We start from the raw sequence: 7,578 nt of genomic DNA on the forward strand, positions 1-7,578 counted from the left end.
GTGGGAGTCGCCTGAGGCACGCAACCCCCTTGTCCACCGTTCGGGGGGAACCTCACGAGGGGATCGAGCGGGCCTGCGATGCCACCTCGATGTCGGCGGTGAGCATCGCGAACCCGGTCGTCGAGCAGATCGGCCCGCTGTCACTGGAGGGGTGGTTGCCGGGGATGCTGGCGGTTGTTTCAGGGCTTCCCCTGCCCATTCATACTGGAGTATGATTGCAGTATGACGACGAGGTTCACGATCAGTTTGCCCGACGAGGACGCTCGCGTCCTCGACGCGTACGTTCGCGACCACGGTCTGGGTGGCCGGTCGGCGGGGATTCGAGCCGCGGTTCGGATGCTCGGAGAGGTGGGTCTCGAGCGCGATTACGCGGCGGCTTTCGTCGAGGGTGGTGTCGACGATGACTGGGACGTCACTTCGGCAGATGAGGAATGATCCGCCGGGGTCAGGTGCACTGGGTTGATCTTGATCCGGCGCAGGGTAGCGAAGCGGCCAAGCGTCGACCCGCTGTTGTGGTCAGTAATGATCGCGCCAACGCGACGGCGGAGCGGCTCGGTCAGGGGGTGGTCACTGTGGTGCCGTTGACGAGTAACACGGCACATGTGTTCGCGTTTCAGGTTCTCGTCGAACCTGACGAATCGGGTATGCCGCGTGAGTCGAAGGCTCAAGCGGAACAGGTTCGTTCGGTTTCGGTGCGTCGTCTCGACGGTGACCCGGTCGGGAAGCTTTCGACGAGAACGCTTGCCGCGCTCGAGGACGCTTTGCGGCTGCATCTTGATCTGCGCTGATCACTGCCGCCCCATCCATCACCGATCTGATGGCCACCGAATCACCCTCGCGGAACCGAATGGTTAGGATCTCGGGTTTTCCATCAACGAGGAGAGCCTTGTTCCCGTCGGACGGGTTGACGTGGATGGCTTTCGCGGCATCGATGGCGCTTGCGTTCCTGCGGAAGTTCCTGCGTCCCCGAACGGTTCTCGGCACCGCGGTGTAGTTGTGCACGCTGCCGTGGCTCGGCTTCGTGCCGGACGCGGTTCTCTCTGCTCCGCCGCCGGCGGCGGTGGAGCGGCTTGCCCGGCAGCTCGGCCGCCGGTCGAGGTGCGGGGTGGTGATCGCGGGCGTGGCGGGCTGGCGCAACGGCGCTGGCAAGACCCGGGCCGGAAAGGGGATGTCGGCGGGGGGCGCGCACCCGGCGAGGTCTGGTCGTCGGGCGCGCGTGCTACGGCTTGGCTGCTCAGACCTGGGCCATGCCGCCGTCGGCGAAGAGTTCGACGCCGGTGATGAAGCTGGAGACGTCGCTGGAGAGGAAGGCCGCGGACTTGCCCATTTCGTGGGGGTCGGCGATCCGGCCGGTGGGGTTGCCCTCGCCCATCTTCTGGACTGCGGCGGGACGGCGTCGGCGCCCTGCGCCATGGCGAGGGCGCGTCGCAGGGACTCGGTGTCCACGGCGCCGGGGCTGAGGACGTTCATGCGGATGCCGGTGCCCGTGATGTCCTGGATCCAGGAGCGGATGAAGGCGCGTACCGCGGCCTTGGCGCCGCCGTACAGGCCCATGCCGGCCGGGGGCTGGATGGATGCGGTCGAGCCGATGATGACGACCGTGCCGCCGGGCGGCAGCAGCGGAATCGCGGGCTGAACGGTGAACAGGACGCCCTTGGCGTTGACATTGAAGGTCCGCTCGAACTGCTCCTCGGTGATCGCGCCGAGCGGGGCATGGGCACCGATGCCGGCGTTGGCCACGACCGCGTCGAGGTGTCCGTGCCGCGCCATGACCTCCCGATACACCGCCTCCATGTCCGCGAGCTGGGTGACGTCGGCCACGATGCCCGAGCAGTTCGGACCGACCTTGGCGACCGCATCGTCCAGCGGCTTCTGCTGCAGGTCGGTGATGACCACGCGGGCGCCCTGGTCTACGAATTCCTGGGCGATCCCCAGGCCGACACCGGACGCGCCACCGGTGGCCACGGCGACCTTGCCTTCGAGCGGGAGGCTCATCTTTTTCTCCTTGCCGTTGAGTGTGCCCGCACTTGAAGCGAGCGGGATTCCAGTGGCCTCCACGGCGCTGATCTGACAAGGGCCGGGGGTGCTGATACCACCCCCGGCCCGAGTTGCATTGTCCCAAACCTGACACCACTGACAAGCACAGGAAAGGATTCAGACCAATGACAGAGTCATACAACGTCGTCGCCGAGCTAGACGCGACGTTCGGCGAGGAAAACGCCGAGGCACTGCTCGGCCCGATCGCCGAGTACAGCGGCGCGGCCGCGCGCTCGGAACTCGGCCACGCCGAGGTGGTGTTCACCATCCCCGCCGAATCGGTGCGCCAGGCCACCTCGACCGCGTTGGCGGTCCTGGAGACCTACCCTTGGTCGTTGCTGTCGTTGCTGTCGTTGCTGTCGTTGCTGTCGTTGCTGTCGTTGCGGGTGCTGTCCACCGCTGATTTCGACCGCCTCACCGACATGATGGCCCTGCCGCCGCTGGTGTCGGTGCAGGAGGCCGCCGAGGATCTCGGAATGACCCGGCAGGGTGTGCTGAAGGCCATCAAGGGCAAGGTGCTGCCAGCCACCCGTGTGGGTGGTACGTGGGTGCTGCAGCGGTCCGTGGTCGACAGTGCCCGCGCCCGCCGCGGCGCATAGCCAGCGACAGCCGCCGGGCTCAGGTGGCGAGTTCGGCTCGTGCAGCGGTGAGGGCGGCCGCGCATTGTTCGTCGCGGGGATCGAACAACAGATCCCAGCGCGTGAGCTCGCCGTGTCGATTCGTCGTTTCCGGGATCGTGTACTGGTGACGTTCGGCGTGGGTGGGTGGCCGCCACCCGTCCCTGTTGTACGTGGTGGCGATGCGTTCATCTGTCGTGAACGTGATGACGACGTGGCCGGCCTCGGCGGCGATGGTCAGCAGTTCGAGCCGTAGCCGGCGCGCGACCGGCGGCCGCTGGGGTGTGAGGGCGGGCCATCGGAAGTGGTTGTGGAAGGTCACCGCGCCGCCCCGGCGGACGTAGACGGTGAGCGCCGCCCCGATGGCGCTGGCGGGGTTCGTCAGCCACATCACCCGACACCGGTGCCGCCACCGGGTGACGGGGTAGGCGCGGGCTCGCGTCGCGAGTTGCAGCGTGTAGACGGCGTACACGGATACCCCGATCAGCGTGAGTGCGATCGCCACGAGCAGGACCATCAGGACGTCCTCGAGCGCGGCGGTGGCCAGTGCCGCCACGACTGCTGCGGCGAGGAGCATGGTCAGCGTCAGGGCCTCCCACCAGCGCTGCTGGTGCGGGCGCCGGAAGTTGCCGAGCTGCAGACGCGCCGCGGCCCGGACTCGGGGTCCGGGCGGCGGGTTCGCAGTCCTCCAGCGGTCGATGCCGGCGAAGAATCCAGTGGTGGTGTCCTCGCCGTCGGGCCATCCTTTGTCCGCATCGATCACCGAGCATTCCTATCACTGAACTGGGCCGATGACACGTCCCGGGGACATTTGAAGGGCCACGGCCGCAACGCGATACGTGTCCACACCACGTCCAGTCAGCCCAGACAACGGGGGAGAAGCCACGACCGGGAATGTCGCAGCCACGTCGCCGCTCGGGGAGATCCTGACCGCGGATGAGGTCGCCCGGTTCGTGTCCCGTGTCGCGTATCCCACCGGCCCGGTGGTGCTGGTGGATGAGGAACTGGCTCTGGCTGCCCCGGCGCGGGCCTACGGTGATTGGCTCGACGCTCCTGCCTGAAAGTGATGCGGCCTGAGCGTGCACCGGATTCGGGGAGCCGCCGCGGTGTTGAGACCTTGCTTGGTCCCGCCGGCCGGCCTGGCGTCTGGGTGCGAGAGTGTGCCCGAGTTAGGCAAGAAGCGCGCAATGTGATCCGTCACGACCTGGGGTTTCGTTCTATTTTCGCCGTTTCGGCGCATCGCCCAGATACTTGGTGGGACAGCATTTCCGCACCACCTTCGAGGAGCTTCGATGTTTGCTGTGTGGCGCAGTTGCCAGCATTACGCCAGTCCCGATTCGCTGCCGGATGCGTCCGCGGCAAGCCTGGAGACGGTGTTGAACGCGTCGTCGCGGTTGCCGTCGGCCGGTCGCGCGGCCCGGTTCGTGGCGCGTCAGATGAACGCGGAGTGGTCGGCGGTCGGGTTCATCAAGGACGGGGGGCTGGTGGAGAAGACGAGGGCTACTCAGCTACGTAAGTACGACCGGGTGCGGCGCCGCGAAATTCAGTGGTCGAACGACAACTACCGGGCGTTGACCGCGGCCGATCATCCTCAGCGCACCGTGGACCTGGACCAGCGATGAACCCGCGGCCCGGATCGACGCCGTCCACCCACAGGCCCCCAAAACCGAAAAGACCCAGATGCCAGCACTTGACTACCCGCCCCCTTTTCTGGGATGACAACTTACGGCCCTGGGATGTCTAACTCCCGAACGGGCTGCCGACAGTCCCGACCTACCGAACCACCACGGCGGAGATGTAACTGCTGGCGCGGCGTCGTCAGTGAGATGCACCCGGGACGGGCAGGACGGGATCGGCACCGCACGGCCATGCGCCTGGGTCGCACATTTTTCTTCCGCGGTGGCAACAGCCGCACCGACGAGGTGCTCGCCGCGGTTGCGGCGAACATTGGCCTGATCTCCGCAACAGACGGCGCGCACGGCTGCGGGAGTACTCCCCGAGTGCGAGTGCCGTCCGTCGGGTCGCCTGGACGCCCGGCCAGCAGGCACTGCCCAGCTCGCGGGTCGGTCCCAGTCGGATCTCAACTAGATCGCGTGCGGTGACACCATCGCGTGGCGGTCGACAAGGCGAGGTTCGCAAGGTTGAAGTCCCGAGCATCGACCAGGAGGCAGTGACTGCTCAGTCCGAGATGGTGCTCACCGACTGGGAGAACTCCGGTCCGATCGGACAGGCTGCCGCGTCGGCTGTGCGTCGTCGAGTCTGTGCCTGCTGTGATGTACCGGCACGATGTGCGGCGAACATCTGGGCTCACCATACGCAGTCCGTCGAGGGTGCCGCGCACGCCAAGCGGCATCAGCGCGCTTCTGGCCGCTTGCTGTGTGATGGGGCTGTGACCTGGTGTTCTGTGTTGCTGCGTGGGGTGTCCGGGGCGGGACGGTTGCGGACACGCGTGGCCACTGAGCACCGGGCGGGGACAGCCCCTGCGCATCGGGAGGCATGTGCGCGTTTTGGCGCAGTTCACCACACCCGGGCGGTGTCGAGCGGCTATCTGTAACACTGCACCGGTAAACTGGGGGTTCGAGTAGGAGGTGGCGTGAATGGTGATTCGTCGACCGTTGGACGACCGTGCGCGACGCGAGCGGGCAATCCGCGCGGCCCGAACAACGAGCGAGCTGGAGGGCTCACGGAGCACTGACGTCACCCGAGCCGATCAGGACGCCTACGTGCGTGGTGAGATCGACATCGAACAGCTCGGTTCCCGGGTCCGTGCACGATATAACCTGGCATAGCAGGCTGGCCGGCATCGTCGTGGTCGGTCTGTGAGCAGGCCGTACCCGTGGGAAACCGGCGACCATGACACCGACTGGCAGGGCTATTTCATTCCTGACTCGACGACGGTGCTCCGCAACCGGGTCGGGGCCACGACATACGATGAGCTGACCAACGCTGAGAACGATCTCGTCGAGGTTCGGGTGGCAGAGCTCAGAGCCGACCCGTCGGTGGTGTCACGAACCTACGATCTGGTTCACCTGCAGGCACTGCATCGATACCTGTTCCAAGATGTGTATGAGTGGGCGGGGGACTTACGCACCGTCGGCATCGAAAAAGAGGGTGAGTCTTTCATCCCCCCGCGGGACATCGCTCGGCCGATCGCGTACGTTGCCGAACAGCTACATGAACTGCAGCACATCCGATCAATCACGAAGCAGGCTCTGTCCAGCAAGCTGGCCTTTGTATACGACTACGTGAACTTTGCTCACCCGTTTCGTGAGGGCAATGGTCGAACGCAGCGGGAGTTCTTCGACCAGTTGCTCGCCGAGTCGGGACGCGGTTTGGCCTGGAACCTGATCGGGATCACCGAACTGCACGATGCGTGCCATAAAGCGCGCGCGGACTCGGATCTGGAACCCCTCTGTGCGCTTTTCATGCGAATCGTAGACGATGAACCTTCCTACCTCTACGACTGATCCTGCGCCTTTCCTCTCAAATGACGGTGCTCGCAGAGTCGCTGGGCAGTCGTGAAGGTGGAGGCTGGTAGCTGCCCTTCCGGCCGGACCATCAAGCAGCCCCAGCAACGATTCCCGCACCCGCACCAAGATCGATGCGGGCTCACCACATCTTGTGCGTCCCACGGTACCAATTGCTGAACGGTTTTATGAACATCGGTGACGAAAATTCGGGCTCGATCTGTGCAGCGTTCCGCCTGTTCAGCCAACGACCGTTTGTTGAACGGTGGCGTCGGTGCGCTGGCCGGTCGACCAGGAGTAAGGACGGCTGGCCACGCTCGCTGTCGGTGGGCAGAACTACGATCACGTCATGCCGCGAGTTGGTGGATTCCCGCATTTCGAGCACTTCGATCCTGAGATGCTGTTCGAGAACACGCAAGTATTTGGCTCCGAAGTGGTGCAGACGTCGTTGCCGCCTGGACCTGAGCGGGAGGCGATACTTGCAGAGATTCGAGAAGCCATGAGCGCCCAGGCAGGAAAACTATCCGACCTAGTCGATGAGCTTCGGGACTTGGTGAATGGTAGGGATCTGACTCAGCTCATCAACTCGGTGGCAGTGCCCGCCACGATGGTCACCTTCACCGAGGGCGAAAGCCTCGCAGACGGAGATGTCACTTCGACCTGGGCGGCTAAGATCGAGTATCTGGTGGGCGTCGCACTGTCCGTCGACCCTTCCGGTGACGCGGATACGCCCCACGAGGTCACCCAGCGCGTAAGTCAATTGATCAGTGAGATTTTCGAAGCAGATCAGGCGCGCATCATTACCGAAGGCCTAGCGGACGCCGACCACGACGCGGCCAGCCGTGAGACCCTGCTGCAGCAGTTGAAGGTGGAATACCAGTCAGACCGGATGCCGGGCTACGCTGTGCATCTCGAACAGGTTGACGCCGAGGTGTTCGGGCGTCATCGCGACTATTTCATAAACGGATTGGGCTTCGATCCGGGAGATGTCGTACGGGTCACCCGTCGGCACACACGGTGGGTGAACCAAGTATTCAGATCAGCGCTGGACACCATGGTCGACGCGCTCAATGAAGACTCTCTAAGCCCCGAGCTCGCGGAGGTCGTTCAGATGGGCTTCGATGCGCCGACCGGTTGGAGCCCGGATGACGTAGCGGCAAGCACTGGGGTTGCGGTCGAGCAGATTAGCGCCATGCTCGACTTCTTTTCGACCGAGTACGGTTACCAGCCCGAGTTCCGCTCGCCCAGCGACAGAAACCGGGTACGCACGCATCCGTGCATCAAGCTCGACGACGGTAGGTACCTCGTACCGGACCCGTGGTCCATGTCGGCAGTTCTTCACCACCGCCTCGCGACGGAGCCAAAACGTCCCGGCTATGACTCGCAGAAATACCACAAGTACGGCCCTACTGACTCATTCGTGGGTGATTCCTGCCGGGTAGTTGTGGTGGGTGGCC

The 7,578-nt window shown here is 64.8% G+C and carries 10 protein-coding genes and 2 pseudogenes; 8 read left to right on the forward strand and 4 right to left on the reverse strand.

The genetic code is table 11. The annotated features are described in order from the left end of the window. Positions 1-52 precede the first annotated feature (52 nt). Positions 53-199 carry a hypothetical protein gene (locus P3H15_RS52460; protein WP_276144570.1) on the reverse strand — a complete coding sequence of 49 codons (147 nt, stop codon included), beginning with the start codon at positions 197-199 and terminating at the stop codon, positions 53-55. Between the two features lie 23 nt (positions 200-222). On the opposite strand from P3H15_RS52460, the gene P3H15_RS52465 reads away from it, so the two are divergent. Beyond that, entirely contained in the window at positions 223-435 is a 213-nt protein-coding gene (locus P3H15_RS52465; RefSeq protein WP_095864309.1) for a ribbon-helix-helix domain-containing protein, read from the forward strand. Then, entirely contained in the window at positions 432-788 is a 357-nt protein-coding gene (locus tag P3H15_RS52470; protein ID WP_276144571.1) for a type II toxin-antitoxin system PemK/MazF family toxin, read from the forward strand. The genes P3H15_RS52465 and P3H15_RS52470 overlap by 4 nt, the downstream gene beginning before the upstream one ends. Positions 789-1,234: 446 nt before the next feature. Here the strand turns inward: P3H15_RS52470 and P3H15_RS56000 are convergent, their stop codons facing one another. Then, positions 1,235-1,372 carry an SDR family oxidoreductase gene (locus P3H15_RS56000; protein ID WP_369426239.1) on the reverse strand — a complete coding sequence of 46 codons (138 nt, stop codon included), beginning with the start codon at positions 1,370-1,372 and terminating at the stop codon, positions 1,235-1,237. A gap of 56 nt (positions 1,373-1,428) precedes the next feature. Continuing rightward, positions 1,429-1,995: pseudogene (locus P3H15_RS52475) on the reverse strand (SDR family NAD(P)-dependent oxidoreductase); the annotation flags it as partial. Between the two features lie 167 nt (positions 1,996-2,162). Between P3H15_RS52475 and P3H15_RS52480 the strand changes: the two are divergent. Next, a complete protein-coding gene (locus tag P3H15_RS52480; protein ID WP_276144572.1) occupies positions 2,163-2,636 on the forward strand; it encodes a helix-turn-helix domain-containing protein in 474 nt (157 codons plus the stop codon). 19 nt (positions 2,637-2,655) lie between these two features. Here the strand turns inward: P3H15_RS52480 and P3H15_RS52485 are convergent, their stop codons facing one another. After that, positions 2,656-3,417: a hypothetical protein gene (locus P3H15_RS52485; protein ID WP_276144573.1), complete on the reverse strand. Its 762-nt coding sequence runs from the start codon at positions 3,415-3,417 to the stop codon at positions 2,656-2,658. Between the two features lie 76 nt (positions 3,418-3,493). Between P3H15_RS52485 and P3H15_RS52490 the strand changes: the two genes are divergently transcribed. From P3H15_RS52490 to P3H15_RS52510, 5 genes and pseudogenes are all read left to right on the forward strand, one after another. Further along, positions 3,494-3,715, forward strand: a complete 222-nt coding sequence (locus P3H15_RS52490) for a hypothetical protein (RefSeq protein ID WP_276144574.1) — start codon at positions 3,494-3,496, stop codon at positions 3,713-3,715. Positions 3,716-3,946: 231 nt separating this feature from the next. Then, positions 3,947-4,276 (forward strand): hypothetical protein, encoded by a 330-nt coding sequence (locus P3H15_RS52495; protein ID WP_276144575.1) that lies wholly within the window; start codon positions 3,947-3,949, stop codon positions 4,274-4,276. Between the two features lie 975 nt (positions 4,277-5,251). Further along, entirely contained in the window at positions 5,252-5,443 is a 192-nt protein-coding gene (locus P3H15_RS52500) for an antitoxin VbhA family protein (protein ID WP_061042154.1), read from the forward strand. A 30-nt stretch (positions 5,444-5,473) separates the two neighbouring features. Then, positions 5,474-6,121, forward strand: coding sequence for a Fic family protein (locus P3H15_RS52505; RefSeq protein ID WP_276144576.1), 648 nt, complete (start codon positions 5,474-5,476; stop codon positions 6,119-6,121). Positions 6,122-6,470: 349 nt separating this feature from the next. Next, positions 6,471-7,578 (forward strand): annotated as a pseudogene (locus P3H15_RS52510) (hypothetical protein); the annotation flags it as partial.

Origin of the sequence: Rhodococcus sp. T2V (genome assembly GCF_029269925.1) — a bacterium.
Taxonomy (GTDB): domain Bacteria; phylum Actinomycetota; class Actinomycetes; order Mycobacteriales; family Mycobacteriaceae; genus Rhodococcus_F; species Rhodococcus_F koreensis.